General features: G+C 71.4%; 22 protein-coding genes. 11 read left to right on the top strand and 11 right to left on the bottom strand.

What is annotated here, in order from left to right; genetic code table 11:
* Window positions 1-11 precede the first annotated feature (11 nt).
* Window positions 12-1,256 (bottom strand): cysteine desulfurase, encoded by a 1,245-nt coding sequence (locus ACIBK6_RS08930; RefSeq protein ID WP_399050052.1) that lies wholly within the window; start codon window positions 1,254-1,256, stop codon window positions 12-14.
* Window positions 1,257-1,352: 96 nt separating this feature from the next.
* Between ACIBK6_RS08930 and ACIBK6_RS08925 the strand changes: the two genes are divergently transcribed.
* Window positions 1,353-1,952, top strand: a complete 600-nt coding sequence (locus tag ACIBK6_RS08925) for a CGNR zinc finger domain-containing protein (protein WP_399050050.1) — start codon at window positions 1,353-1,355, stop codon at window positions 1,950-1,952.
* A 33-nt stretch (window positions 1,953-1,985) separates the two neighbouring features.
* Window positions 1,986-2,345 (top strand): 5-carboxymethyl-2-hydroxymuconate Delta-isomerase, encoded by a 360-nt coding sequence (locus tag ACIBK6_RS08920; protein ID WP_399050048.1) that lies wholly within the window; start codon window positions 1,986-1,988, stop codon window positions 2,343-2,345.
* An 8-nt stretch (window positions 2,346-2,353) separates the two neighbouring features.
* Here ACIBK6_RS08920 and ACIBK6_RS08915 read toward each other — a convergent pair whose 3' ends face one another.
* The 3 genes from ACIBK6_RS08915 to ACIBK6_RS08905 are packed head-to-tail and all read right to left on the bottom strand — an operon-like array spanning window position 2,354 to window position 5,530.
* A complete protein-coding gene (locus ACIBK6_RS08915) occupies window positions 2,354-3,379 on the bottom strand; it encodes a TolB family protein (RefSeq protein WP_399050047.1) in 1,026 nt (341 codons plus the stop codon).
* Complete coding sequence (locus ACIBK6_RS08910; RefSeq protein WP_399050046.1) at window positions 3,376-4,641, bottom strand: MFS transporter; 1,266 nt, start codon at window positions 4,639-4,641, stop codon at window positions 3,376-3,378. Before ACIBK6_RS08910 ends, ACIBK6_RS08915 begins: the two co-directional genes overlap by 4 nt.
* A 1-nt stretch (window position 4,642) precedes the next feature.
* The gene (locus ACIBK6_RS08905; protein ID WP_399050044.1) at window positions 4,643-5,530 is read right to left on the bottom strand and encodes an alkaline phosphatase family protein; all 888 of its coding nucleotides are present in this window, start codon (window positions 5,528-5,530) and stop codon (window positions 4,643-4,645) included.
* A 166-nt stretch (window positions 5,531-5,696) separates the two neighbouring features.
* Here ACIBK6_RS08905 and ACIBK6_RS08900 point away from each other — a divergent pair, with 166 nt between their 5' ends.
* Window positions 5,697-6,791, top strand: coding sequence for an acyltransferase family protein (locus tag ACIBK6_RS08900; protein WP_399050042.1), 1,095 nt, complete (start codon window positions 5,697-5,699; stop codon window positions 6,789-6,791).
* A 10-nt stretch (window positions 6,792-6,801) separates the two neighbouring features.
* Here ACIBK6_RS08900 and ACIBK6_RS08895 read toward each other — a convergent pair whose 3' ends face one another.
* Entirely contained in the window at window positions 6,802-8,901 is a 2,100-nt protein-coding gene (locus ACIBK6_RS08895) for a PIG-L family deacetylase (RefSeq protein ID WP_399050041.1), read from the bottom strand.
* Between the two features lie 343 nt (window positions 8,902-9,244).
* Between ACIBK6_RS08895 and ACIBK6_RS08890 the strand changes: the two genes are divergently transcribed.
* A complete protein-coding gene (locus ACIBK6_RS08890) occupies window positions 9,245-12,247 on the top strand; it encodes a bifunctional [glutamine synthetase] adenylyltransferase/[glutamine synthetase]-adenylyl-L-tyrosine phosphorylase (RefSeq protein ID WP_399050039.1) in 3,003 nt (1,000 codons plus the stop codon).
* Here ACIBK6_RS08890 and ACIBK6_RS08885 read toward each other — a convergent pair.
* The 3 genes from ACIBK6_RS08885 to ACIBK6_RS08875 form a co-directional block, all read right to left on the bottom strand.
* The gene (locus ACIBK6_RS08885; RefSeq protein WP_399050037.1) at window positions 12,192-13,112 is read right to left on the bottom strand and encodes a phosphatase PAP2 family protein; all 921 of its coding nucleotides are present in this window, start codon (window positions 13,110-13,112) and stop codon (window positions 12,192-12,194) included. The genes ACIBK6_RS08890 and ACIBK6_RS08885 overlap by 56 nt on opposite strands.
* Window positions 13,113-13,216: 104 nt before the next feature.
* A complete protein-coding gene (locus tag ACIBK6_RS08880) occupies window positions 13,217-14,245 on the bottom strand; it encodes a LacI family DNA-binding transcriptional regulator (protein WP_399050035.1) in 1,029 nt (342 codons plus the stop codon).
* A gap of 25 nt (window positions 14,246-14,270) precedes the next feature.
* Window positions 14,271-15,875 (bottom strand): glycoside hydrolase family 13 protein, encoded by a 1,605-nt coding sequence (locus ACIBK6_RS08875; RefSeq protein ID WP_399050033.1) that lies wholly within the window; start codon window positions 15,873-15,875, stop codon window positions 14,271-14,273.
* Between the two features lie 302 nt (window positions 15,876-16,177).
* Between ACIBK6_RS08875 and ACIBK6_RS08870 the strand changes: the two genes are divergently transcribed.
* The 5 genes from ACIBK6_RS08870 to ACIBK6_RS08850 all read left to right on the top strand — a co-directional run bounded on the left by ACIBK6_RS08870 (window position 16,178) and on the right by ACIBK6_RS08850 (window position 22,165).
* Window positions 16,178-17,449, top strand: coding sequence for an extracellular solute-binding protein (locus ACIBK6_RS08870; RefSeq protein ID WP_399050031.1), 1,272 nt, complete (start codon window positions 16,178-16,180; stop codon window positions 17,447-17,449).
* 76 nt (window positions 17,450-17,525) lie between these two features.
* A complete protein-coding gene (locus tag ACIBK6_RS08865) occupies window positions 17,526-18,518 on the top strand; it encodes a carbohydrate ABC transporter permease (RefSeq protein ID WP_399050029.1) in 993 nt (330 codons plus the stop codon).
* A gap of 7 nt (window positions 18,519-18,525) precedes the next feature.
* Window positions 18,526-19,377 (top strand): sugar ABC transporter permease, encoded by an 852-nt coding sequence (locus tag ACIBK6_RS08860; RefSeq protein ID WP_399050028.1) that lies wholly within the window; start codon window positions 18,526-18,528, stop codon window positions 19,375-19,377.
* A 77-nt stretch (window positions 19,378-19,454) separates the two neighbouring features.
* Window positions 19,455-21,104, top strand: a complete 1,650-nt coding sequence (locus ACIBK6_RS08855; protein WP_399050025.1) for a glycoside hydrolase family 13 protein — start codon at window positions 19,455-19,457, stop codon at window positions 21,102-21,104.
* Complete coding sequence (locus ACIBK6_RS08850; protein WP_399050024.1) at window positions 21,089-22,165, top strand: LacI family DNA-binding transcriptional regulator; 1,077 nt, start codon at window positions 21,089-21,091, stop codon at window positions 22,163-22,165. The genes ACIBK6_RS08855 and ACIBK6_RS08850 overlap by 16 nt, the downstream gene beginning before the upstream one ends.
* 152 nt (window positions 22,166-22,317) lie before the next feature.
* On the opposite strand, the gene ACIBK6_RS08845 is transcribed toward ACIBK6_RS08850, so the two are convergent.
* Window positions 22,318-23,436: an FAD-dependent oxidoreductase gene (locus ACIBK6_RS08845; protein ID WP_399050022.1), complete on the bottom strand. Its 1,119-nt coding sequence runs from the start codon at window positions 23,434-23,436 to the stop codon at window positions 22,318-22,320.
* A gap of 53 nt (window positions 23,437-23,489) precedes the next feature.
* On the opposite strand from ACIBK6_RS08845, the gene ACIBK6_RS08840 reads away from it, so the two are divergent.
* Complete coding sequence (locus ACIBK6_RS08840) at window positions 23,490-24,182, top strand: TetR/AcrR family transcriptional regulator (protein WP_399050021.1); 693 nt, start codon at window positions 23,490-23,492, stop codon at window positions 24,180-24,182.
* 152 nt (window positions 24,183-24,334) lie between these two features.
* Here ACIBK6_RS08840 and cynS read toward each other — a convergent pair whose 3' ends face one another.
* Together cynS and ACIBK6_RS08830 are read right to left on the bottom strand one after the other, a co-directional pair.
* A complete protein-coding gene (gene cynS, locus ACIBK6_RS08835) occupies window positions 24,335-24,805 on the bottom strand; it encodes a cyanase (RefSeq protein WP_399050019.1) in 471 nt (156 codons plus the stop codon).
* A gap of 37 nt (window positions 24,806-24,842) precedes the next feature.
* Entirely contained in the window at window positions 24,843-25,427 is a 585-nt protein-coding gene (locus ACIBK6_RS08830; RefSeq protein WP_399050017.1) for a carbonic anhydrase, read from the bottom strand.
* A gap of 144 nt (window positions 25,428-25,571) precedes the next feature.
* On the opposite strand from ACIBK6_RS08830, the gene cynR reads away from it, so the two are divergent.
* Window positions 25,572-26,468: a transcriptional regulator CynR gene (gene cynR / locus ACIBK6_RS08825; protein WP_399050015.1), complete on the top strand. Its 897-nt coding sequence runs from the start codon at window positions 25,572-25,574 to the stop codon at window positions 26,466-26,468.
* Window positions 26,469-26,637 lie beyond the last annotated feature (169 nt).

The following is a 26,637-nucleotide window of genomic DNA, read 5'->3' as shown; positions in this document are numbered from 1 at the left end:
GCAAGGTCCCCTCACGCGAAGTACTTCTGGGCCGCTCGCACCCCGTCCGCCAGGGCCTTCACCTCCGCCGGGGTGTTGTAGAGGTAGAAGCTCGCCCGCGTCGTCGCCGGGACTCCCAGGCGGCGGGCGAGCGGGCGGGCGCAGTGGTGGCCGGTCCGGACGGCGACGCCGCGGTCGTCGAGGACCTGGCCGACGTCGTGCGGATGGATGCCCGCCACGACGAACGACACCGCCGAGCCCCGCTCGGTGAGGTCCGGGGGGCCGATGATCCGCACCCCGGGGATCTCCCCGAGGAGGTCGAGGGCGAGCGCGGTGAGCCGGTCCTCGTGCGCCGCGACCGCCGGCATCCCGAGGGCCTGAAGGTAGTCGACCGCCGCCGCGAGACCCACCGCCTGGGCGGTCATCGGGACGCCCGCCTCGAAGCGCTGGGGCGGCGGAAGGAACGTCGAGCGCTCCATCTCGACCACCTCGATCATCGAGCCGCCCGTCAGGAACGGGGGGAGCGAGTCGAGCAGGCCCGCGCGGCCCCACAGGACGCCGACGCCGCTCGGGCCGAGCATCTTGTGCCCGGAGAACGCGAGGAAGTCCGCGCCCAACTCCCGTACGTCGACCGGCCGATGGGGTACGGACTGGGCGCCGTCGACCACCACCAGCGCGCCCACCGCGTGCGCCCGGTCCGCGATCGTACGGACGGGGTTGAGCGTTCCGAGGACGTTCGACTGGTGGGTCAGGGCGACGACCTTCGTCGTCCCGTCGACCAGCCGGTCGAGGTCCGACAGGTCCAGGCGCCCCTCGTCGGTGAGGCCGAACCAGGCGAGCCTTGCCCCGGTCCGCTCGGCGAGCTGCTGCCAGGGCACCAGGTTCGCGTGGTGCTCCATCTCGGTGACCACGATCTTGTCGCCGGGGCCGAGGGCGCCCGCGTTGCCGAGGGCGTACGCCACCAGATTGATGCTCTCGGTGGTGTTCTTCGTGAAGACGATCTCGTCCTCGGCCGCGCCGACGAAGGAGGCGATCGTGCGGCGCGCGCCCTCGTAGGCGTCGGTCGCCTCGACCGAGAGCTGGTGGGCGCCGCGGTGCACGGCCGCGTTGTGGTGCAGATAGAAGTCCCGTTCCGCGTCCAGGACTTGGAGCGGTTTCTGGGTGGTGGCGCCCGAGTCCAGATAGACCAGCTGGGCCCCGCTGTCGAGTGTGCGGCCGAGGATCGGGAAGTCCTCGCGTATCCGGTCCACGTCGAAGTCCGGCACGTCGTACGCCATCTTCGGGCGCCCCCTGTCTAACGCTGTCTAACGCTTTGGATTTCCTTTTTCCGTGAGGAACGCTAGACCTTCTCACGGGGAACGGCAAGCGTTAGCATGAGAGGCGTGGATCATGACGCGCCGCACTACCTCCATCAGCTGCCGGTTCCCGGCGAGGAGCGCTTTGCCTCCCTCGCCCTGGTGAACACCCGGTTCGCGCTCAGCCACGGGCCGGTGGACCTACTGGACGACACCGACGCCGCGCGGCTCTGGCTGGTACGTCATGAACTCCTGCCCGACCGGACGGTTCTGAACGGCCGCCAGGCGAGCCGGCTGCGCTCCCTGCGCGAGGCGCTCCGGGAGCTGTTCGCGGCGCGGGCCGAGGGAACCCGGCCGCCCGCGCCGAGCCTGGACGCGCTCAATTCCGCGCTGGCCGCCGCGCCTCCCACACCCCGCCTCGTCTGGACCGGCCGCGCGCCGCACCGCGCCGACGAACCCGACACCGGGAACCCGGCCGGCGCCGCCCTCTCCCTGCTCGCCGAGGACGGCGCCGACCTGCTCACCGGGCCCGACGCCGACCTGCTCGCGCCGTGCGGCGCCCAGGGCTGCACCCGCTGGTTCCTGCGCTCCCACGCGGCCCGCCGCTGGTGCACCACCAAGTGCGGAAACCGGGTACGGGCCGCCCGCCACTACGCGGCCCGCAAGACGTCCACCTGATCAACGGCACTACTACACAAGGGAATTGGCCTCATGCCATTCGTCACCGTCGAGTACTCCGAGCGGCTCGCCGCGACCTTCGACCGGCGGGCCTTCGCCCGTGAGGTCCACGAGGTCGCGCCCGCCCCGATCAACGCCACCACCGAGGCGTTCAAGACCCGCTTCCGGCGCATCGAGGAGTCGTACTTCGGCGCGGCCGAGGACGATGTCGACGCCGTCTTCATCCAGGTCGCGATCCTCTCCGGGCGCACCCCGAAGGCGATCGAGGAGCTGAGCGAGACCGTCCTGGAGATCGCCCGCAAGCATGTGACGGGAGTCGCGGGCCGCCGCCTGCACGTCATGGTGGAGACCCGGGAGATGGAGCGGGACTACTACCGCGCCCACAAGGAGTAGCCGGGCCCTCAGCCCAGGTAGGCCGGGGCCAGGCCCGCCGTGAGCAGGTGCTGCGGCCTGCCCGTGCCGTCGGCGGGGACCGTGTACAGGTCGGCTCCGTAGTCCCCGGCGAGCGAGTAGGCGACCGTGTGGTCGTCCTGCCAGACCGCCTGGTCGTCGACGCTCCTCGGCTCCGCGAGCGCGCTCTCGCGCATCGTCGCCAGGTCCAGGGCGTACAGCCGCCAGGGGGCGTCGGCGGGCAGGCCCGGCACCCGCTTCTTGTAGACGATCCGGGTGCCGTCGGGGGAGAGCGAGGGGCACTCGACGTTCGTGTGGACGGTGGTCACGGTGCGGTCCGCGAGGTCGCCCCGCACGAGGTAGGTCCGGCCGCCCGTCGCCATCGTCGCGTAGAACCGCCGGTCGTCGGCGGCGAAGGTCACGCCCCAGAAGTTGGTGTCCGCTGCGTGGTGCTCCCTGCCGTCCTTCATAGCTTTGAAGTCTTCGAGGGACTGGGTGAGTTGACCGGTCCTGGTGTCGAGGATCGCGGTGCGGGTCGAGAAGTTCGTGCCCGCGTACGAGTCGCCTCCGACGAACACCGTCCAGGCCACCCAGCGGCCGCTCGGTGAGACCCTGGACCGGGTCGGGATGCCCGGGAGGCCGTAGTGCGCGCGCTCCTTGAGCTGGGCGTCCAGGAGCACCGCGCGGTACGAGTCCTGGACCGTGCCGTGTTCGGCCCGGAGGCAGATGCCGGTGCCCGCCGCCGCGTAGAAGCGCAGGCACTTCACGCCGGAGGCGGTGCGCGGGCCCGCCGGATCGGTGGCCGGGACGGTGGCCAGCTCGTCGCGGTGCGGGCCCCACGCCATGTTGCGGAACACGATCCGGCGGGTGGCGCCGGGCGTCAACGACACCTTTCCCGCAGTCACTTGGGGGCCGCCCGCCTGGGTCTGGTTCTTGCGGTCCGCGCGGCCGGCCGCGTGCAGCACGGACGCGGTGGCGACGGCCGCAAGCACGGCGAGCGCCGCCACCAGCACCAGGATCTTGTTGCGGAGCGTCAAGGCCGGACTTCCTTCGCGCTGGTCGAGGGGCGGAGCAGAAAGGCGCCCACCGCGCAGGCGGCCAGGGCCGTCGCCGCCGTGCCCAGCGCCGTCCGGTCGCCCCAGGCCGTCCAGGCCGCACCGAAGGCGATCGAGCAGACGAAGCGGGCCGCGGCCTGGCCGGTCTGGATCAGCGCGAGCCCGGAGGAGCGGAGTGCGGCCGGAACCGACCCGGCCGCCGCGGCCATCAGGACGCCGTCGGTCGCCGCGTAGAAACCGCCGTGCAGGGCCAGCGTGAGGAAGGGGAGCGCCGGGCTCTGCCAGCCGGTCAGGAGCAGTGCGTACGCGAGGAGCAGGGCGAGATGGCCGCCGAGGAACACCTGCCAGCGGCCCACCTTGTCGGCGAGGCGCCCGAGCGGCACGGCGAGCAGCAGGAAGGCGGCGGCCGTGCCCAGCGGAAGCAGCGCGAACCAGCGGTCGGGGACGCCGAGCCGGTGCTGGAGAAGCAGGTAGATGAACGAGTCGCTCACCGTGGCCAGGCCCAACAGGAGTGCGGCGATGGCGAGTTGGCGTACGGTCCGGTCGCGAAGGAGGGCCAGGGCCGCTTTCAGGGAGGGGCGGGGGGCGTCCCCGGCGGGAGCCGCCGTGGTGCGGGAGGGCACGAAGAGGAGCAGGACCAGGACGCCGATCGCCGCCACGCAGAAGCTCACCGTGAACACGGCGTCGTAGCCGTCGGCCGCCTGACGCAGGATCAGGAAGGCGGTCAGGGGGCCGAGGAGGGCTCCCGCCGTGTCCATCGCCCGGTGCACCCCGAACGCCCGGCCGCGCGCCTCCGGCTCGGAGGCGAGCGAGATCAGGGCGTCGCGCGGCGCGGTGCGCAGGCCCTTCCCGGTGCGGTCAGCGGCGAGCACCGCGCCGATCAGCGGCAGTGAACTCACAAGGAGCAGAAGGGGTTTGCACAGCGCGGAGAGGCCGTAGCCGAGCACCGCGACCGTCTTGTGGCGCCCGCCCCGGTCGGCCAGATGGCCGCCGACCAGGCGCACCAGCGCGCTGAAGCCGTTGTACACGCCGTCGAGCAGGCCGAAGCCGAGCGGGGACAGGCCGAGACCGGTCACCAGGTACAGCGGGAGGACGGCGGTGACCATCTCCGAGGAGACGTCGGTGATGAGACTGACCGTGCCGAGCGCGAACACGGTGGGGGCGACGGCCGAACGCCGCCCGGAGGAGACCCGGGCGGCGTCGGCCGCGGCGGCTGGATTGCCGCGGCTGTCCGCTACGTACACGTCAGGAGGTCCAAATGCCCGTGATGTCGGTGGAGTTGGCGGCCTGGCCCGCGTGCGCGGTGCCGTACATGTCCTCGATCGTGCGCAGCAGGTTGTAGTGGTTGTACTGGGTGGACGACGAGGAGCCCGGGGTCACCTGCTGGCCGTACAGGACCGTCGGGATCTTGTTTCCGCTGAGCCGGTTGTCCTCGTCGAAGGTGATGGCGAGCAGGCTGTTGTGGGTCTTGGCCCAGGTCGCGTACGCGCCCAGGTTCTTCTTGAGCCAGCTGTCACCCGTGGCGACCGAGCAGTCGTGCATGTCGCTGCACAGGTTCGGGACGACGTAGGAGACCTGCGGCAGCGTGGAGTAGTCGGTGGGGAACTGGGCGAAGGTGTGGGCCGACGACGTCGGCACGTTGGAGAAGCCGAACCACGGGTTGTGCTTCTGCGCGTACTTTCCGCTGGAGCACGTCGTGGAGCCCTCGCCGGGCAGCGACTCGTTGTAGCTCGCCCAGGTCTTACCGGCCGCGATCAGCTCGGAGGCGAGGTTCGGCGCGGCGGAGAAGCCGGGGGTGACGCAGCTGTCGTCGGTGATGCCCTGGGTGGCGCCGGAGAACATCGCGTAGTAGTTCGGCTGGCTCGGGTGGGTCTCGGCGTACGAGGCGGAGAGGTTGGCGCCGCCGGACTTCAGCGAGTTGATGTACGGGGCGCTGGAGCTGTCGATGACCTGGCTGTACGCGTGGTTCTCGAAGACGACCACGATCACGTGGTCCGGGGTGGGGACGCTCGCCGCGGCGTGCGCGGAGGACGTCCCGCCGAGGCCGGCCCACAGGCCGGCGGACGCGGCCGCGAGGCCGAGGGCACAGAGCAGGGCGGTGCGGGTGCGGCGCGGTTTCGGCTCGCCGGACACGGCTACCTCCGGATGACGTGGGGGGATGGCGGGGGGCGGTGCACCCAGAGGTTAGGGGTGTCCATGTCAACCGGGAAGGTGAAAGTGAGTGAAGACCCGGGGAACGTCCCGTGCCCACGGCGATGACGTCCCCATGAGGCACTCCCGTCCCCCTACATTGGGGTGAATGACCAGCTCCACCCCCCATCCCGGTCCTGGCAGTCCCCGAACCCCCGATCGCAGTCCGTTCTTCGACAACGCCAAGTTCCTGCTGATCGCCCTGGTCGCGCTCGGCCACAGCTGGGAGCAGGTGATCACCCCCCACACGCAGGCCCTCAGAGCCCTGCACAACCTGGTCTACGCCTTTCACATGCCGGCTTTCATTCTGCTCTCCGGCTACTTCTCCCGCAGCTTCACCGGCCGCCCCGACCAGATCCGCCGGCTCCTGTCCGGAGTGCTGGTGCCGTATCTGATCTTCGAGACCATCTACAGCCTCGTCTACCACTGGCTGCGCGGCACCGAGCTCGCGATCACCCCGACCTCGCCGACGTACCTGTGCTGGTTCCTCATCGCCCTGTTCGTCTGGCGGCTCACCACGCCCGTCTGGAACGCCGTGCGCCATCCGGTCGCCATCGCGGTCGTCGTCTCGCTCGCCGCGGGCACGACCGTCATCGGCGGGGACCTGGCGCTGCCCCGGGTGCTGATGTTCCTGCCGTACTTCGTCCTGGGACTGCGGCTGCGCCCCGAACACTTCGCCCGGCTGCGCACCCGCACGGCCCGCCGCCTCGCCGTGCCCGTCTTCATCGGCGCTCTCGCGCTCGCCTACCGGCTGTCACCGGAACCGAGCGACGACTGGCTGTCCATGGACGCCGGGAACGTCGCGCTGCACGTCCCGCTCGGCCGGTACCTGCTGCTCAGGCTGGCGCTGTTCGCGGTGAGCGCGCTCCTGGTGGCGTCGTTCCTGGCACTGGTGCCGGGCCGCCGCCTGTGGATCACGGCGTTCGGCGCGGTCACCCTCTACCCGTATCTGCTGCACGGGATCCTGCTCCGCGTCGCCGAGTACTACGGGGTCTTCCGGATCGTCCGGCAGACGGGGCTCTCGGGACAGCTGGTGCTCAGCGCGGTCGCGGTGGCGGTGGTCGCACTGCTGTCGACGAAGCCGGTACGCGTCCTGGTCCGGCCCCTGGTGGAGCCGCGCCTGCCGAGGTGGCTGGTCCCCGAGCCGCAGCCGCCGACGCCGGTGGCCGCGCCCGCCGAGCGCGAGAAGAGCCTCGTGCCGTGACCGGCACCCGCTAAGGGACGGGCTTCCAGCCGCCGGCCGGGCCGCCCGGGCCGGCGGTCTGCGTCCAGTACAGCCGGCCGTCCAGTCCGATCGCCGCCGCCACGGCGTTCTGGCCGTCCTGCACGGCCGAGGGGGCACCGGTGAACAGGATGGTGCCGTCCGGCTTCCACTGCGGGTCCGCGCCGCCCGGCTCCAGGGTGGCGAGCGCGCCGGAGGCGGTGCGACCCGCCAGGAGCGGGCCCGCCGCGCCGACCATGCCGTAGCCGGAGGTGTCGCCGAGGTCGGTGACCCCGGCCGGGTCCGCGCCGGTGAACAGCACGCTCTGGACGTTGCCCGAGCCGCCCTTGCGGTAGTACACCCGCACGCCGTCGCCGTCCGCGCGGGCGGACATGCCTATCGTGTTCGGCGGCAGCTTGGTCTCCTCGGCGCGCGCGGGCATCGGGGCGTCCGGGGTGGCCTGCGCCCAGGTCGGCATCGACGTGGGGGTGCTGGCGAACACGTGGACGCGGCCGCCGCCGTCGGTGGCCGCCACCGGGTCGCCGACCAGGTCGGCGCCGCCGAGGCCGGCCCACGGGGTCCAGCCGCCGTCCGCGGTCTGGGTCGCGGAGTGCAGGCTGCGGTCGCCGCCGCGCAGGAACACGGTGAGCCTGCCGGAGCCGTCCACCGCCGCGGTGGGCGTGGACATGTCGAAGATGCCGTCGCTGCCGCTCCGCTCGGGCGCGCCGAGCGAACGCCAGGGACCGAAGCCGCCGTCGGCCGTCTGCACCGCGGCCACCACCTCGCGGTGGTAGTCGGTGAGCCCGGCGCCGAAGACCGTACGGGTGCCGAACACCGCGAGCCGGCCGTCCGGCAGCCGCGTCGAGCTCACCCCCGGGTCCATGCCGTCGCCGGGCAGCAGCTCGGGCTTGCCCCAAGTGCCGTCCGCGCCGGGCGCCTTGTGCCACACGGCGAGCCGCTGGTCGAGCACGCCGAACGCCCACAGGCTCCCGTCCTTGCCGGACTGCAGCCAGGAGGTGGAGTTGGTGCGGCTGTAACGGACCGACTGGGCCCAGTTGTTGCCGTACACGTCGGTCGACACCTTGCGGTCGCCGCAACCGGCCGTGCTGTCGCAGTAGTTGTCGTCCGGGTCCATCCAGGCGTACGTCTTCACGATGTCGGCCTTGGCGTCGGAGGCCGGCTTGGCGAAGGCGTGCGGCAGGTGGCTGGTGTTGTAGCCGAAGTACGTCTGGACGGTGAAGTCCGGGTGGTTCGCGGACTTGGCGTACAGCTGGAGCGCGGCCTGGGCGAAACGGGCGCTGAAGATGTGGTCCTGGTGGTCGATGATCTTCTGCGGCTTGCCGTCCACGCCCGGCGTCGGGTCGAGGGTGCGCACATGCGTCGGGCGGAACCGCTCCATCAGCCCGGCGAGCGTCTTGACCATCTGGTCCTTCGTGTACGTGAAGGAGTGGGCCGGGCTGCCCGAGGACAACTGCGAGGTGAGCGTGGCGACTTGGCCGTTCCACAGGCCACGCAGGCTGTGCGGCTGGTTGCCGAGGATCGTCTCCGCCTCGCGCAGCTGCACCCACACCAGGTGGATGTCGGGGCGGGCGTCGAGCGTGTCGAGCTCGGCGGTGCCACCGCCCGCGGTGGGTATGGAGACGCGCGTCCACGCGCCGGCCCGGTCGCCGGTCGCCATCTGCGCGTAGGCCCCGCGTATGCCGTTCTGGCGGGCCTCGGCGTACTTGGCCCGGTCGGCCTTCGGCCGCGGGCCGCCCGGCTTCTTCGGCGGCGGGGAGTTCACGCCGTCCGACTCGCCGGCCGTGACGTACACCGACGTGATGGGGCGGCCCGAGCGCAGCGACTGGCCGGTGTCCGGGTTCATGAAGAACAGGTCGTCGTCGGGGTGGGCCATGATCTGCAGCACGGAGCCGCCCGCGGGCCGCACCGGTCCCGAGGACACGGCGGCCGGCGCGGCCGAGGCGGCGGCGCCCGGGGTGTCCGTGCCCTCGGTGTCGGACATCGCGAGTTCCGCGAAGACCCCGCCGGTGAGCAGCGCGGCGACGAGCGCGGAGCCGGCGACGGCGCCACGGCGGGAGAGCAGCGCGGAGCGCAGCGGCAGCCTGGGCTTCATGGGTGCGGTCTTTCGGTACGGCGGCCTCGGCGGCCGGTCAGGGTGCGGAGCACGTCCTGGCCGGGTCCGGTCCTGAGTGCTCGATCAGGGCTGGTCAGAACCTGATCGGCAGGGAAGACGAAAGGGCCAAGAATCGGGTTCATTTGGACTCGGGACCAGTCATGTGGCCTTGATCACCCCGGGGGGTGCGCGGGCCGTCCCTTCCGGCCGTCGGGGAACACCTCGCCGGGCCTCCGAGCGCCCACTGCGGCTAGGCTCGGAAGCCGGGGCAGCCCGACCGGGCGGGCCGGGTTCCGCCGGACCCGGGCCGGGCGTGCGCGCGTACGACGTGGGAGGCGGCCAGATGACGGTGCCGGGGCGCAGGAGCAGTACGTTCACGCGACTGCTGCGACATGGCTTCACCGACCCCTCGGCCGCCGAGCGCCTCCTGGAGACCCCCGAGCTCTCGGCCGTACGGTCCGATCCGGTCCTCCTGGACGCGCTGGGCGCCACCGCCGACCCCGATCTGGCCCTCCTCGGACTCGTCCGTGTCGTGGAGGCGATTCAGGCGCAGGACGCCGACGAGCGTCAGGCGCTCCTGGACACGCTGGTCGCGGCGAAGCCGCTGCGGGACCGGCTGCTCGGGGTGCTCGGCGCCTCCGAGGCGCTCGGCGACCACCTGGCCCGCCACCCCCGGGACTGGCACGCCCTGGTCACCTATGAGGCGGCCGACCTGCACCCCGGGGTCGCCGAATTCGAGCGGGGTCTCGCCGACGCCGTCGACCCGGTGACGCTGCGGGTCGCCTACCGGCGCTGTCTGCTCGCGATAGCCGCCCGCGACGTGTGCGGGACGACCGACATGGCGCAGAGCGCCGCCGAACTGGCCGACCTCGCGACCGCCACGCTGCGCGCCGCGCTCGCCATCGCCCGCACCGCCGCGCCCGCCGACGCCGCCCAGTGCCGGCTCGCGGTGATCGCGATGGGCAAGTGCGGAGGGCACGAGCTCAACTACGTCTCCGACGTCGACGTCATCTTCGTGGCCGAGCCCGTCGAAGGGGCCGACGAGGGCAAGGCCCTGCAGGCCGCGACCCGGCTCGCCTCGCACCTCATGCGGATCTGCTCGGAGACCACCGTCGAGGGCGTGATCTGGCCGGTCGACGCCAACCTCCGCCCGGAGGGCCGCAACGGGCCGCTGGTGCGCACCCTGTCCAGCCATCTCGCGTACTACCAGCGGTGGGCCAAGACCTGGGAGTTCCAGGCGCTGCTCAAGGCGCGGCCGGTGGCGGGCGACCCGGAGCTCGGCCAGGAGTACGTCGAGGCCGTCTCACCGCTGGTGTGGATGGCGGCCGACCGGGACAACTTCGTCGGCGACGTGCAGAAGATGCGGCGCAGAGTCGTCGACAACATCCCCGTGGCCCAGGTCGAGCGCGAACTGAAGCTCGGGCCCGGCGGGCTGCGCGACGTCGAATTCGCCGTCCAGCTCCTCCAGTTGGTGCACGGGCGCAGCGACGCGACGCTGCACAGCGGCACCACCCTCGACGCGCTCGACGCGCTCGCCGCGGGCGGCTACGTGGGCCGGGCGGACGCCGCCCAGCTCGGCGAGGCGTACCGCTTCCTGCGCGCCATGGAGCACCGCATCCAGCTCTACCGGCTGCGCCGCACCCACCTCGTCCCGGAGGACGAGGCCGATCTGCGCCGGCTCGGGCGTTCGCTCGGGCTGCGCACCGAGCCGGTCGCCAGCCTCAACAAGGAGTGGAAGCGGCACGCGTCCGCGGTGCGGCGGCTGCACGAGAAGCTGTTCTACCGGCCGCTCCTGGACGCGGTCGCCCAGCTCGCGCCCGGCGAGATCCGGCTCAGCGCCCGCGCCGCCGGAGTCCGCCTCGAAGCGCTCGGCTACGCCGACCCGGCCGCCGCCCTGCGCCACCTGGAGGCGCTGTCCTCGGGGGTGAGCCGCAAGGCCGCCATCCAACGCACCCTGCTGCCCGTCCTGTTGGGCTGGTTCGCGGACTCCGCGGACCCCGACGCCGGACTGCTCGGCTTCCGCAAGGTCTCCGACGCGCTCGGCAAGACCCCCTGGTACCTGCGGCTGCTGCGCGACGAGGGCGCCGCCGCCGAGAACCTGGCCCGGGTCCTCTCGGCCGGCCGGCTCGCCCCCGACCTGCTGCTCCGGGCCCCCGAGGCGGTGGCCATCCTCGGCGACCAGGGCGGCCTCGTCCCGCGCGGCCGGGACCACCTGGAGCAGGAGATACTGGCCGCGGTCGGCCGCGCGGAGACCGCCGAGGGCGCGGTCGCGGCGGCCCGCGGAGTGCGCCGCCGCGAACTGTTCCGCACCGCGGCCGGCGACCTCATCGGCTCGTACGGCACCGAGGACAGACCCGCCGAACAGGACCCGGGCGCGCTCGTCGACCGGGTCGGCAACGCGGTCACCGACCTGAACGCGGCCACCATCGCGGGCGCCCTGCGCGCGGCGGTGCGGGCCGAGTGGGGCGACACCCTGCCGACCCGGTTCGCCGTCATCGGCATGGGCCGCTTCGGCGGCCACGAGCTGGGCTACGGCTCCGACGCGGACGTCCTGTTCGTGCACGAGCCCCGCGAGGGCGTCGGTGAACAGGAGGCCTCGCGGGCCGCGGCCAGAGTGGTCGCCGAGATGCGCAGACTGCTCCAACTCCCCACCACCGACCCGCCGTTGCTCATCGACGCGGATCTGCGCCCGGAAGGCAAGTCCGGCCCGCTGGTCCGCACGCTGAAGTCGTACGAGGCGTACTACCGGCGCTGGTCGCTGGTCTGGGAGAGCCAGGCGCTGCTGCGCGCCGAGGTGATGGCGGGCGACCGGGACCTGGGGGTCCGCTTCACCGAGCTGATCGACCCGCTGCGGTATCCGGTGGAGGGCCTCGGTGACGACGCGGTGCGCGAGATCCGCCGGCTCAAGGCCCGGATGGAGTCCGAACGCATGCCGCGCGGAGCCGACCCCACGCTGCACACCAAGCTCGGCCGCGGCGGTCTGTCCGACGTCGAGTGGACGGTCCAGCTGATGCAGATGCGGCACGGCTGGGAGATCCCGGGCCTGCGCACCACCAGGACCAGAGCGGCGCTGGCCGCCGCCCACGCGGCCGGGCTGATCGACACCGAGGAGGCCTCGATACTGGACGAGGCGTGGGTGCTCGCGACCCGGGTGCGCAACGGGGTCATGCTGGTGCGCGGGCGGGCCGGCGACACCTTCCCCTCCGACGGGCGGGAGCTGGCCGCGGTGGGGCGTTACCTGGGGTACGAGCCGGGGCACGTCGGGGACATGCTGGAGGACTACCGGCGTCTTACGCGACGGGCGCGGGCGGTTGTGGAGGAGCGGTTCTACGGGGCGCACCTGTAGTACGCGACCTCGCCGGGCTCTCCACCGACTGCGGCAGCCGGTGCGGGAGGCTGCCGTACCACGCGCGGGAGACCAGCAGGCCGAAGGTCAGGCAGAGCAGGCCGCCCACCGCGTCCAGCCAGAAGTGGTTCGCCGTGGAGACGATCACGACCAGCGTGGCCATGGGGTACAGCAGGCCCAGGATCCTCGCCCAGGGCGCGGAGGCGAGCGCGAAGATCGTCAGACCGCACCAGGTCGACCAGCCGATGTGCATCGACGGCATCGCCGCGTACTGGTTCGACATGTTCTTCAGGTCGCCCGAGGCCATCGAGCCCCAGGTGTGGTGCACGAGCACCGTGTCGATGAAGTGGCCGCCGTTCATCAGCCGGGGCGGCGCCAGCGGAAAGAAGTAGTAGCCGACCAGGGCCACGCCCGTCGTCGCGAAAAGGACGAGCCGGGAGGCGGCGTAGCGGCCGGGATGACTACGGAACAGCCACACCAGGACACCGATGGTGACGATGAAGTGCAGTGTCGCGTAGTAGTAGTTCATGCCGATGATGAGCCATCTCACCGAATCCACGGCATGGTTGATGGACCGCTCCACCGCGATGCCGAGGTGGTGCTCGGTGCTCCAGATCCAGTCGGCGTTCTTGAGCGCCTTCGCCTTCTGCTCGGGCACCGCGTTGCGGATCAGCGAGTACACCCAGTAACTCACCGCGATCAGCAGCACTTCGAACCACACGCGAGGGCGGCGCGGCAGGCGCAGTCTTCGCAACTGGGCCGAAAGTCCCGTTCGTGCCGGTTCGGTGATGGCGGGTGAGGCCGACGGTTCGTTCGGTGGAGCGGCAGTCCGGCCTTCCAGAGTCTTCACGGTCATTTCACCCATAGGGAGAGAGTCTGCCAGATGCACATACCCCCCGCCGATCATCCTCCGGTCGGGTTCGGTCCGCACCTGCTACTCCCTGGGGACGAGGTCTTCCGCCGGGTACGTCAGGGTCGGCTTCGGGGTTTCGCGCCGGAAGTCGAACCGCGTACGACCAACTCGGGCATGAACACGAACTCGCTGTGCGGGGCGGGGGTGCCGCCGATCTCTTCGAGCAGGGCGCGGACCGCCGCCTGACCCATCGCGGTCACCGGCTTGCGGATGGTGGTCAGCGGCGGGTCGGTGAACGCTATCAGCGGAGAGTCGTCGAAGCCCACCACAGAGACATCACGCGGTACGTCGAGACCCGCCTGGCGCGCGGCCCTGATCGCGCCGAGCGCCATCATGTCGCTGGCGCACACCACCGCGGTGCAGCCCTGCGCGATCAGCGCGGCGGCCGCGGCCTGGCCGCCCTCCAGGGTGTACAGCGAGTGCTGGATCAGGGCCTCCGCCTCGGTCGCCGTCAGGCCCAGGCGGTCCTGCACGGCGGCGGTGAAGCCCTCGATCTTGCGCAGCACCGGCACGAACCGCTTGGGGCCGACCGCCAGGCCGATCCTGGTGTGGCCGAGCGCCACGAGGTGGGTGACCGCGAGCCGCATCGCGGCCCGGTCGTCGGGGGAGATGAAGGGCGCCTGCACCTTCGGCGAGAAACCGTCCACCAGGACGTAGGGGACGCCCTGGGCGCGCAGCTGCTCGTAGCGCTCCATGTCGGCGGTGGTGTCGGCGTGCAGTCCGGAGACGAAGATGATGCCGGAGACGCCCCGGTCCACCAGCATCTCGGTGAGCTCGTCCTCGGTGGACCCGCCGGGTGTCTGGGTGGCGAGCACCGGGGTGTATCCCTGCCGGGTCAGCGACTGGCCGATGACCTGCGCGAGGGCGGGGAAGATCGGGTTCTCCAGTTCCGGAGTTATCAGGCCGACCAGCCCCGCGCTGCGGCGGCGCAGCCGTACGGGCCGTTCGTAGCCGAGCACGTCGAGAGCGGCGAGCACGGATTCGCGGGTGCCGGCGGCCACACCGGGCTTGCCGTTGAGCACGCGGCTGACTGTGGCTTCGCTGACCCCCGCCTGGGCTGCGATGTCGGCGAGCCGTGCGGTCACGGGATGGGACTGTACCGGTCGCACGTCAGATTGCCCACCAGACCGCGGATTCGGCCGGGAGCAGCGCGCTCGTGTCGCCGAACTCGACGTCGGCGCTGGTGAGCAACGGCCGCCCAGGGAGGGGGAGTCGGACTTCTCGGTCCAGGGTGTTGAGGGTGCAGACGAACCCGGGGCGGGTGAAGGCGAGCACCCCGTCCGGTGCGGCGAGCCAGGTCATCGTGCCGTCGCCGAGGCCCGGCAGTTCGCGGCGCAGGGCGAGCGCCGCGCGGTAGAGCTCCAGGGTGGAGTGCGGGTCGCCCGACTGGGCGGCGACCGAGAGCCCGCGCCAGGAGCCGGGCTGCGGCAGCCAGGACGTACCGCCGCCGAATCCGTACGAGGGTCCTTCGGTGGTCCACGGGATCGGCACCCGGCAGCCGTCGCGGAAGCCGTCCTGCCCGGCGGCGCGGTAGAAGGCCGGGTCCTGGCGCACCTCGTCGGGCAGTTCGGTGACCTCGGGCAGGCCGAGCTCCTCCCCCTGGTAGAGGTAGGCGGAGCCGGGCAGCGCCAGCATGAACAGGGTGGCGGCGCGGGCCCGGCGCAGGCCCTGCTCGCCGCCGCCGTAGCGGGTCACATGGCGTACGACGTCGTGGTTGGAGAGCACCCAGGTGGTGGGGGCGCCGACCGCACCGGCCGCATTGAGCGAGGCGTCGACGGTGGCGCGCATCTCCTCGGCGTCCCAAGGGCACGTCAGGAACTGGAAGTTGAAGGCCTGGTGCAGTTCGTCGGGGCGTACGTACAGGGCGAGCCGCTCGGGCGAGGGTGCCCAGGCCTCGGCCACCGCGATGCGCTCGCCGTCGTAACTGTCGAGCAGCTCGCGCCAGGCGCGGTGGATCTCGTGCACGCCGTCCTGGTCGAAGAAGGGGAGCACCTGGCTGCCGATCAGCTTGGCCTGTTCGCGGGTGCCGATGTCGGGCAGGCCCGCCGCCTTGACCATGCCGTGCGCGACGTCGACGCGGAACCCGTCGACGCCGAGGTCCAGCCAGAAGCGGAGCACGGACTCGAACTCGGCGCGCACCTCGGGGTGGTCCCAGTCGAGGTCGGGCTGCTCGGGGGCGAACAGGTGCAGGTACCAGTCGCCGTCGGCGGTCCGGGTCCAGGCGGGGCCGCCGAACACCGACTCCCAGTCGTTGGGCGGGAGTTGGCCGCGGGTGCCCTTGCCGGGACGGAAGTGGTAGCGCTCGCGCTCGGGGCCGCCGGCCAGCGCGGCCCGGAACCAGGCGTGCTGGTCGGAGGTGTGGTTGGGGACGATGTCGACGATGACCCGCAGTCCGAGCCGGTGGGCCTCGCGCACCAGGTCGTCCGCGTCGGACAGGGAGCCGAAGAGCGGGTCCACCGTCCGGTAGTCGGCCACGTCGTAGCCGCCGTCGGCCTGCGGGGAGGCGTAGAAGGGGGTGAGCCAGACCGCGTCCGCGCCCAGGTCCTTCAGGTGCGGCAGCCGGGCCCGGATGCCGGGCAGGTCGCCGATGCCGTCGCCGTCGCCGTCCGCGAAGGAGCGCACGTACACCTGGTAGATCACGGCGTCCCGCCACCAGCCGGTCCGCGGGCCGGTGGGCCCCTGCGGGAGGGCGGTCGTCGTCAGCTCCTGCGTCATGTGCGGTCCCTCTCGAAAGCCTGCAACCCGTGCGATCGCGCCTACGGGATCAACGCCGATGGCCTCCGAAAGTAACAGGCTTGCAAGGACTTGCGGAAGTCTTGCAGGGTCCCGGCGGGTCCCCATGGACCAGCCGTACCGGCTTTGACAAGGCGCACAACGGCAACCGTGCGGACACGCTGATGTAACGATCACCCACCCTTGCAGAAATTCTTCGCAAGCTCTTTCGGACTCCTTTCATCCTTGTTACGTTCCTGGCGATCCGGCGCCGTGATGGAGCGGCACCCAGTGAAGGAGTTCACATGCGACGTGGCATAGCGGCCACCGCGCTCGCGGCGACCCTGGCGCTCGCGGCGACGGCCTGCGGTGGCAGCGACAGTGGCGGCGGCAAGGCGGACGGCCCCGTCACCATCACCTGGTGGGACACCTCGAACGCCACCAACGAGGCCCCCACGTACCAGGCGCTGGTCACGGAGTTCGAGAAGGCGAACCCGACGATCAAGGTGAAGTACGTCAACGTCCCCTTCGACCAGGCGCAGAACAAGTTCGACACCGCCGCCGGCGCCCAGGGCGCGCCGGACGTGCTGCGCGCCGAGGTCGGCTGGACCCCCGCCTTCGCGAAGAAGGGCTACTTCCTGCCGCTCGACGGCACCGTGGCCCTCGCCGACCAGGCCACGTTCCGGCCCAACCTGATCAAGCAGGCCCAGTACCAGGGCAAGACCTACGGCGCCCCGCTGGTCACCGACACCCTCGCCCTCGTCTACAACAAGTCCCTCTTCGCCAAGGCCGGCATCGCCAAGCCCCCCGCCACCTGGGACGAGCTGAAGGCGGACGCCGCTCTCGTCAAGGAGAAGGCCGGCGTCGACGGCTACTGGGGCACCACCGCCGGGTACTACGCGCAGCCGTTCCTGTACGGCGAGGGCACCGACACCGTGGACACCGCGGGCAAGAAGGTCACCATCGCAAGTGCCCCCGCGATCAAGGGACTTGAGACCTGGAAGGGCCTGTTCGACGGGCCGGGCCTGCACAAGGCGGACGTCACCGCCGACGCGTACGCCCACATCCAGGACGCCTTCGTGAACGGCAAGGTCGCCGCGATCATCCAGGGCCCGTGGGAGATCACCAACTTCTACAAGGGCTCCGCGTTCAAGGACAAGGCCAACCTCGGCATCGCCACCGTCCCGGCCGGCTCCACCGGCAAGGCGGGCGCCCCGACCGGCGGCCACAACCTGTCCGTGTACGCCGGCTCCGACAAGGCGCACGCGGCCGCCGCGCTGAAGTTCGTGGGCTTCATGACATCGGCCAAGAGCCAGGAGACCATCGCGCTCAAGAACTCCACGCTGCCCACCCGCGAGGACGCCTTCACCGCGCAGGTCAAGGCCGACCCGGGCATCGCCGGCTACCAGGGCGTCCTCAGCGCCGCCCAGCCGCGCCCCGAACTGCCCGAGTACAGCTCGCTGTGGACCCCGATGGACACCGAGCTGCCGAAGATCGCGAACGGCGAGAGCGTGGCCGACGGGGCGAAGAACCTGTCGCAGGACATGGCCAAGCTGGTCCCCGACTTCACCAAGTGAGCCCCGCTGCCGGGCCGTTCTCCCCCGAGGACGGCCCGGCCGCGCGCCCGTCGAACTTCCCGGAAAAGGTGTCGAGATGACCGTTGCCGTCGATGGCGCGGCCCCCAAGAGCGCGTCCAAGGAGCGCCCAGGGCCGCTGGAACGCCTCAGGCGGTCCTGGCAGAAGCACTGGTACGCGTACGCGATGATCGCCCCGATCGTCGTGGTGCTCGGCGTCCTGGTGCTCTATCCGCTCGCCCAGGGCATCTACTACACGCTCACCGACGCCAACAGCCTCAACTCGGCCCGCACCATCGGCGCCAACCACATCGACGCCACCTACGACTTCGTCGGGCTGCACAACTACGCGGACATCCTGTGGGGGCCGACCGCCTGGGAGCGGTTCTGGTCGCACTTCGTCTGGACCATCGTGTGGACCGCCGCCTGTGTGACCCTGCACTACGTCATCGGGCTCGCGCTCGCCCTGCTGCTCAACCAGAAGCTGCGCGGCCGCACCTTCTACCGGATGATGCTGATCCTGCCCTGGGCGGTGCCCAGCTTCGTCACCGTCTTCTCCTGGCGCCTGATGCTCAGCGACTCCGGCATCGTGAACTCCGCACTCGGCGCGCTCCACCTGCCGCAGCCGCAGTGGCTGGAGCAGCCGCACTTCCAGCAGCTCGCCGCGATCGTCGTCAACACCTGGGTCGGCGTGCCGTTCATGATGGTGTCGCTGCTCGGCGGACTCCAGTCGATCTCCGCCGATCTGTACGAGGCCGCCGAGATGGACGGCGCGAGCGCCTGGCAGCGCTTCCGCCACGTCACCCTGCCGGGGCTGCGCCCGGTCAGCGCCACCGTCGTGCTGCTCGGCATCATCTGGACGTTCAACCAGTTCGTGATCATCTTCCTGCTGTTCGGCAACGGCGGCGCCCCCGATGCCCAGATCCTCGTCACCTGGGCCTACCGGCTCGGCTTCGGCCAGCAGCCCCGCGACTTCGCCCAGTCCGCCACCTACGGCGTGCTGCTGCTCTCCATCCTGATCGTCTTCACCTCCTTCTACCGACGCTGGCTGGCCCGCAATGAACAGGTCTGATGCCCCCATGACCCCCAAGGCCGTCTCCCGCGACCAGGGCCGGCGCCGCACCGCCGTCCTGTCGCACCTGGCGCTGAGCCTCGCCAGCCTCGTCGCGCTCTTCCCGGTCGGCTGGCTGTTCTTCGTCTCCCTCGGTCCGGACAAGGACGACTATCTGCACCCGGGCCGCATCTGGTCCAAACTCACCTTCTCCAACTACGCGTTCGTCACCCAGCACACCCACTTCTTCAGCTGGCTCGGCAACACCGCCCTGATCGCGTTCGCGACCTGCGTCATCGGCGTGATGTTCGCCGCCACCACCGGCTACGCGGTCTCCCGGATGCGCTTTCCCGGCTACAAGAAGCTGATGTGGGTGCTGCTCGTCACCCAGATGTTCCCGATCGCCGTGCTGATCGTGCCGATGTACCAGATCCTCGGCGACCTCGGCCTCATCGACACCTACGGCGGACTGATCCTGGTGTACTGCACCACCGCCGTGCCGTACTGCGCCTGGATGCTCAAGGGGTACTTCGACTCCATCCCCATCGAGATCGACGAGGCGGGCCGGGTCGACGGGCTCACCCCCTTCGGCACCTTCTTCCGGCTGATCCTGCCGCTGGCGCGGCCGGGCCTCGCGGTGGCCGCCTTCTACACCTGCCTCACCGCGTGGGGCGAGGTGGCGTTCGCCTCCACCTTCATGCTGGACGACGGCAAGTACACCCTCGCCGTGGGCCTCGCGAGCTTCGTCAGCCAGCACGACGCCCAGTGGAACTACATGGCCGCCACCGCCGTACTCATCGCGATCCCGGTCTCCGCCGTGTTCTACCTGGTGCAGAAGCACCTGGTCACCGGCATGACCGCAGGCGCCACCAAGGGCTGAGCCGGGGCCCGCCCCGGCCGCCCATCCCACCGGTTTCCGGGGGTTGACCACCCCCGGACCCCCCTTCTAAGGACGACATGACCCAGCACTTCACCGCCCCCGACCGCCTCACCGGGAAGACCGGCACGCAGTGGTGGCGGGACGCCGTGATCTACCAGGTCTATCCGCGCAGCTTCGCCGACGGGAACGGCGACGGCATGGGCGACCTCGAAGGCGTGCGCAGCCGGCTGCCGCATCTGCGCGACCTCGGGATCGACGCCGTCTGGCTCTCGCCCTTCTACGCCTCCCCGCAGGCCGACGCCGGGTACGACGTGGCCGACTACCGGGCCATCGACCCGATGTTCGGCACCCTGCTCGACGCCGACGCGCTGATCCGCGACGCCCACGAACTGGGCCTGCGCATCATCGTGGACCTCGTACCGAACCACTCCTCCGACCAGCACGAGTGGTTCAAGCGCGCCCTCGCGGAGGGGCCGGGATCCCCGCTGCGGGCCCGCTACCACTTCCGCCCCGGCAAGGGCGACAACGGCCAACTCCCGCCCAACGACTGGGAGTCCATCTTCGGCGGCCCCGCCTGGACGCGGACGGCGGACGGCGAGTGGTACCTCCACCTCTTCGCCCCCGAGCAGCCCGACCTCAACTGGGAACACCCGGCGGTCGCCGACGAGTTCCGCTCCATCCTGCGGTTCTGGCTCGACATGGGCGTCGACGGATTCCGCATCGACGTGGCCCACGGGCTCGTCAAGGCACCGGGCCTGCCCGACATCGGCGGCGCCGACCAGCTCAAGCTGCTCGGCAACGACGTCATGCCGTTCTTCGACCAGGAGGGCGTGCACGCGATCTACCGGTCCTGGCGGACCATCCTGGACGAGTACGACGGCGAGCGCATCGCCGTCGCCGAGGCGTGGACCCCCACGGTCGAGCGGACCGCGCACTACGTACGCCCCGACGAGCTGCACCAGGCCTTCAACTTCCAGTACCTGGGCGCCCCTTGGGAGGCCGCCGCGCTGCGCGAGGTCATCGACGTATCGCTCGCCGCGATGCGGCCGGTCGGCGCCCCCGCCACCTGGGTGCTCTCCAACCACGATGTCACCCGGCACGCCACCCGGTTCGCCAACCCGCAGGGCCTGGGCACCCAGCTGCGCACCCCGGGCGACCGGGAACTCGGCCTGCGCCGGGCGAGGGCAGCCACCCTGCTCATGCTCGCGCTGCCGGGTTCGGCCTACGTCTACCAGGGCGAGGAGCTCGGCCTCCCCGATGTCACCGACCTGCCCGACGAGGTCCGCCAGGACCCCTCGTTCTTCCGCGCCGCGGGCCAGGACGGCTTCCGCGACGGCTGCCGGGTCCCGATCCCGTGGACCGTCGAGGGCACCTCGTACGGCTTCGGCAGCGGCGGCAGCTGGCTTCCGCAGCCGGACTCCTGGGGCGCGCTGAGCGTCGAGGCGCAGACCGGCGACCCGGACTCCACCCTTGAGCTGTACCGGCGGGCCATCGCGGCCCGCCGCGCCCACCCGGGCCTCGGCGCCGGCGAGGAGGTGCGCTGGCTGGACGCGCCGGACGGCGTGCTGGCCTTCGCCCGCGAGGACTTCGTGTGCACGGTGAACCTGACGGGTGAGCCGGTACGGCTGCCGGTGCCGGGCCGGGTCGTCCTGGCGAGCACTCAAGTCACTGTTGAAGACAGGGAGTTCAACCTCCCCTCCGACACGGCCGTGTGGTGGACGGTGTGAGCCATGCCGGGCAGCCGGCCGGGCCGCGCCTCGCCGACATCGCGGCCCAGGCCGCCGTCAGCGAGGCCACCGTCAGCCGCGTGCTCAACGGGAAACCCGGGGTCGCCGACCCCACCCGGCAGCGGGTGCTCGCGGCCCTGGACGTGCTGGGCTGGGAACGCCCGACGCGGCTGCGCCGGCGCAGCGCGGGGCTGATCGGCCTGGTCACCCCGGAGCTGACCAACCCGATCTTCCCCGCGTTCGCGCAGGCGGTGGAGCAGGTCCTCGCGGGCCACGGCTACACGCCGGTGCTGTGCACCCAACTGCCGGGCGGGGCAACGGAGGACGAGCTGGTCGAGCAGTTGGAAGAGCGCGGCGTCAACGGCATCGTCTTCCTGTCCGGGCTGCACGCGGACACCTCCACCGACCCGGCCCGCTACCTGGCGCTCGCCGAACGCGGCATTCCCTACGTCCTGGTCAACGGCTACAGAGAGGCCATCCGCGCGCCCTTCGTCTCGCCGGACGACCACGCGGCGATGCGGATGGCGGTGGGGCACCTGGCCGACCTCGGGCACATCCGCATCGGGCTCGCGGTCGGACCGCTGCGGTACGTCCCCTCCCGCCGCAAGACGGAGGGGTTCGCGGCGGCGCTGGGGGAGCGGCTGGGGCTGCGCGGGGAGGAGTCCGCGGCGTACGTCCGGCACACCCTGTTCAGCGTGGAGGGCGGCCAAGTGGCGGCCGGCACCCTGCTCGACCAGGGCTGCACGGGGATCGTCTGCGGCAGCGACATGATGGCGCTCGGCGTGGTGCGCGCGGCCCGCGAGCGCGGCCTGGACGTGCCGGGCGACGTGTCGGTGGTGGGCTTCGACGACTCCCAGCTCATCGCCTTCACCGACCCGCCCCTGACCACGGTCCGCCAGCCGGTCCAGGCGATGGCCACGGCCGCGGTGTCGGCCCTCCTCGAAGAATTCTCCGGCACCCCGGTCCAGCAGACGGAGTTCATCTTCCAGCCGGAGCTGGTGGTACGGGGGTCCACGGCGGGGGTGCGGGGGCCCGAGAAGCTGCAGCGGGAGCGGGAGTGAACTGAGGAGCCGATCAGGAACAGTTCGCATGTCTCAGCCCGCCTCCTGTCCTGTCGGAGGACCGGCGCCGCGACATCGTCCGCAAGACCAACAACTGTCTGTCCCGTGAAGCCGTGGCGAGCTGCTGGTGCTGGTGCTCTCGTGCTTGGCAGTCAGGATGGCTGGACTTGGTCGAAGAGGGCGAGGGCTTCGGCGGGGTCCGGGCTCACGAGGCGTTCCAGACCGGTCGTCGTGATCTTCGCCCACCTGCCGGCCCGTGCCCACATCTGTTCCTCGAAGGCGCGGACGGCCTCGTCCAGATCTCCAGGGCCGGTGGCGATGGACTCGGCGAGTTCGGCGCCTTCCAGCATCGCGAGGTTCGCGCCCGCCCCCAATGGGGGCATCAGATGGGCGGCGTCGCCCAGGAGCGTCACCCCGGGGACGTGGGCCCAGGTGTGGGACACGGGCAGGACGTAGAAGGGGCGGTGGACGAAAGCGGTGCCGTGGCGGAGGAGGTCGAGGACGGGAGCGGCCCAGCCGTCGAACAGGGCCAGCAGGCGCGATCGCACGGCCTCGCCGTCGGCCAGGTCCAGCTTCGTGTGCCAGTCCAGCGGCGCGCGGAACTTGGCGTACACCTTGACGTGGCCGCCGCTGTTGCGCTGGGCGACGAGGGAGCGGTTCACGCCGTACGCAGCCACGGAACCGTCGCCGATCAGCCGGGCGAGGCCGGGGTGGCGGGTGTCGACGTCGTCGAGGGAGGTCTCGACCGAGGTGACGCCGGTGTAGTGCGGCGTCACCATCGAGACTGCCGGGCGGATCCGGGACCAGGCGCCGTCCGCGCCGACCACGAGGTCGAACGTCTCCTGTCGCCCGTCCGCGAAATGGACCAGCACGCCATCCCGGGTTCCCGGCACCACCTCCGTCACGCCCCGCCCCCACTGAACGTCGAGAGGGCCGAGCAGCAGGTCACGGAGTTGCCCGCGGTCGATCTCGGGATTGGCCCGGTCATCTGGACGGGGTCGCCAGTCGCGAAGCACGGTCCCGTCCGTGTCCAGGATGCGCATGGCCTGCCCCTCGGGACGGGACAGCGCCTGGAACTCCGACAGCAGCCCCGCCTTGTCCAGCGCGAGCTGGCCCAGCCCTTCGTGCAGGTCCAGCGTGCCGCCCGGGGTGCGGGCGTCGGGGGCGGGATCGCGTTCCAGGACGGCGACGGGGTAGCCATGGCGGTGCAGGACACGGGCGAAGGTAAGGCCGGCAGGGCCGCTCCCGACCACGGCGATACGATGTCTCATGTCGATACACTGTATTTCCCCAGTGCGATGCAACGCAACAGAACGGTGTGACCATGACTGTGTGGGACCGGCCGGAGCCGCCGACTCGCCCCGTGCCGCTCGACCGGGAGCAGATCGTCGCCGCCGCCATCGCGCTGGCCGACGAGGGCGGGCTGGAGGCGGTGTCATTGCGCAAGGTCGCCGCCCGGCTGAACGCCGGCCCGATGCGGCTGTACGGATACATCTCCACCAAGGAGGAGCTTTTCGACCTCATGGTGGACGAGGTCCAAGCCGAGATTCTCCCCACGGAGCAGCCCGGTGACTGGCGGGAGGCGCTGCGCATCCTCGCCCACCGCACCAGGCAGGCCGCTCTCCGTCACGAATGGCTGGCCGACCTGCTCGGCGGCCGCCCGACCCTGGGCCCGAACGGCCTCGCCGTGACCGAGGCCACGCTGGCCGCCCTCGACGGGCTCGCCGACATCGACACCGTCATGCGCGCCGTGGAGACTGTCAGCGCCTACTTCACTGGCGCGATCAGGCGCGAGATCGCGAACCTGCGGGCCGAGCGCGCCACGGGCCTGTCCAAGCGCGACTGGCAGCGCGCCTCCGGCCCGCATGTGACGAGAATGTTGGCCACGGGCCGCTTCCCGGCGCTGACCAAGGCCGTGTACGACGGCACGGACGTGGACACCGAGACATCCTTCGCGACCGGCCTGGACTGGGTCCTCGACGCCGTGGCCGCCAAACTCACCCGGCCGCCGGCGTGACGCTCAGCTCTTGCCGAACGCGACCGCCAGCCCCTGACGGACATCCGCAACACTTCCGGGGACTCGCCTTCGCACAACCGGGCGCCTCGGCTCGGCCGGGGCGCTGACGACAGTGCGGACGGAGCCCCCGGGAACCCCGCGTCCCGCTTGGGTCAGAACGGCTTCGTCGGGAGGTACTTGCCGTCCAGGGTGATGACGGCCCGCTCGCCGCCCTCGGGGTCCGCGACCTTCTTCACGTCCAGCTTGAAATTGATCGCGCTGATGATGCCGTCCCCGAACTCCTCGTGCACCAGCGCCTTCAGCGTCGTGCCGTACACCTGGAGCATCTCGTAGAAGCGGTAGATCGTCGGGTCGGTGGGGATGCCGCCCGGGATCGAGCCGCGGCTCGGGATGGTCTGGAGCAGCAGCGCCGCGTCGTCGTCCAGGCCGAGCAGGGCGGCGACGGCCCGCGCGGATTCGGCGGGCAGCGGGTGCTGGCCGAGCACGGCCGCGGTGACGAAGGCGACCGAAAGGCCCGCCGCGTCGGCGATCTGCTGCCAGGACAGGTCCCCCCGAACCTTCGCCTCGACGGCGGTCGCGGCGAGGGCCTGGCGGGCGGTGGTGTCGAACTGGGCGTGGATCATGACGTAACTCCTAGGTAGGTGAGGCGAGTTGAGAGGGTCAGGCGGCTGACCGGTGACCCCGGGTGGTGAGTTCTTCTACCGTGCCGGTGGGGATGTCGTAGACCCAGCCGTGCAGCGCGAGCCGGTCCTCGGCCAGGGCGCGGGCCACCGACGGGTGGGTCGCCAGGTTCGCGAGCTGGGCGAGCACATTGCCGCGCACCAGTGCCCCGACTTCCCCGGCGCCCGCTCGGGCCGGTGCGGCATCCGCGTGCCGCAGCCAGCCGGCGATCGCGGGCAGGCCGCCGAGGTCGTGGTGCTCGGCCAGTGCCGTCATCGCGCCGCAGGCGGAGTGCCCGCAGACGACGATGTCGCGGACGCCGAGGACGGCGACGGCGTACTCGATGCTGGCGGCGACGCCGTCCGGCACGGGGGTGTGCGCGGGCACCAGGTTCCCGGCGGTGCGGATGACGAACAGCTCGCCCGGCTCGCTCTGGGTGATCAGCTCCGGCACCACCCGGGCGTCGGAACAGCTGATGAACAGCGTCGTCGGATCGTGGGTGGCGGCGAGATGGGCGAAGAGGTCCGCCTTGGCGGGGAAGACGCCGTGCTGGAAACGCGCGACGCCCTCGGCGAGGTCGTACATGGTCTCTCCCTTCGGTGGCCGTCGGGCCCCGAGGGGCTGACGAGCTGACGAGATCCACCATGCATGAGCTGGAGCTATAGAGTCCAAGTCGCAATTCCGATGACTGTTATTGGTTTCATCTATGGCTCGTCTATGGTTGGTTCCATGGCTCCGGAACTGCGTCATCTGCGTTACCTGCTCGCCGTCGCCGAGCAGGGCAGCTTCACCCGCGCCGCCGAAGAGCTGCGCGTCTCCCAGCCCACGCTCTCCCAGCAGATCAAGCAGCTGGAGCGCACCGTGGGGGTCCAGCTCCTCGACCGCACCGGGCGTTCGGTACGGCTCACGGACGCGGGCGAGACCTATGCGCACTACGCGCGGCGCGCCCTGCGGGACCTGGCCGCCGCCGAGCGCGCCGTCCTGGACGTCGCCGACCTCTCCCGCGGCAGCCTGCGCCTCGCGGTGACCCCGACCTTCACCGCGTACCTCGTCGGCCCCCTCGTCGCGGAGCTGCACGCCCGACACCCCAAAATCACTCTGGACGTACGGGAGTTGGCGCAGGACCGCATCGAAGCGGCGCTGCTCGCCGACGAACTCGACCTCGGCATCGCCTTCCACGGCCCGCACCTGCCCGGCATCGAGGCCACCGCCCTGTTCACCGAGACCCTCGGCCTCGTGGTCGGCGCCTCGGGCGCGGACACCGGGACGCTGCCCGTCCGCGAGCTGGCCGATCGTCAACTCGCCCTGCTCAGTGGCGACTTCGCCACGCGCGGGCACATCGACGAGTACCTGGGGCGGCACCGCGTCACCCCGCGCATCGCCGTCGAGGCCAACTCCATCCAGGCGCTGACCGAGATCGTCCGGCGCACCCCCCTCGCCACCGTCCTGCCCGACGCCATCACGCACGACCACCCCCACCTGGCCCCCGTCGAGCTGGCGCCGCCGCTGCCCGCCCGCACGGTCGTGCTGCTGCGCCGCGAGAGCGCGTACCGGAGCGCCGCGGCACGGGAGTTCACCCGGCTCACCCGCGAACTCGTCCGCGCCCGCGGCTACGCCCCTGCCTGAGGGCCCGGGCGCAGTCGCGAGGAGTTGTGCCCGGGCGTGGCCGCAACTCCTTGCAACAGAGCAATCTCACGCTCCGGATTCTGCCCAAACCGTTGACCAGAGCCCCACCCCCTCCTACGGTCACCTGCTCAGAAGTGCTTTCAGTCTTGCAGCAAGAAGATTCAATCCC

The sequence above is a fragment of the Streptomyces sp. NPDC050485 genome (genome assembly GCF_044458185.1).
Lineage (GTDB): Bacteria > Actinomycetota > Actinomycetes > Streptomycetales > Streptomycetaceae > Streptomyces.
This window is presented reverse-complemented; position numbering and strand designations above follow the sequence as displayed.